This is a genomic window from Treponema sp. R80B11-R83G3, assembly GCF_054786115.1.
In genome coordinates this window covers 1-467 of record NZ_BDHF01000485.1, presented here as the reverse complement: position 1 = coordinate 467, position 467 = coordinate 1, and the positions used below count along the sequence as shown (strand labels likewise).

Below are 467 nucleotides of genomic sequence, written 5' to 3'. Positions count from 1 at the left end.
ACGAAAGACAGGTAATAATTGACGAATTAGAGAAAAATTTTCTTGCTGTGGACGATAAAGAGCTGGATGTCCTGATAGACAGGATCGAAGGTGCAAAAAAGATTTTCTTCTTCGGCCAGGGGCGGGAGATGATGATGTTGTCGGCATTTGCCATGCGGGTTTTTCATATGGGATATGACGCTTATGTAGTTGGTGAACCCCATGTGCCGCCTATCGGGAAGGGGGATATCCTTATAATGAGTATTGGAGTCGGATCTTCCCCTTGGACGGGAACTTCGACAGCCCAGCTGGAAGCTGCCAAAAATGCCAATGCCGTTATAATTGTCCTTTCTGCACATCCTGAGCTGGTACCTAAATCCGTTGATTATATTGTACATATTCCCGGCCAGACCATGCTGGAAAAACCTGACGCGCTGATTTCCATACAAACGATGGGTACCCCCTATGAACAGGCTCTACTTGTAACC

1 protein-coding gene is annotated in these 467 nt (G+C 46.5%); it reads left to right on the top strand.

Features of this window, described 5'->3' with window-relative positions:
- A partial coding sequence (locus ACYVRH_RS14590) for a phosphoheptose isomerase family protein (protein ID WP_461257587.1) occupies positions 1 to 467 on the top strand: 467 nt, incomplete at both ends.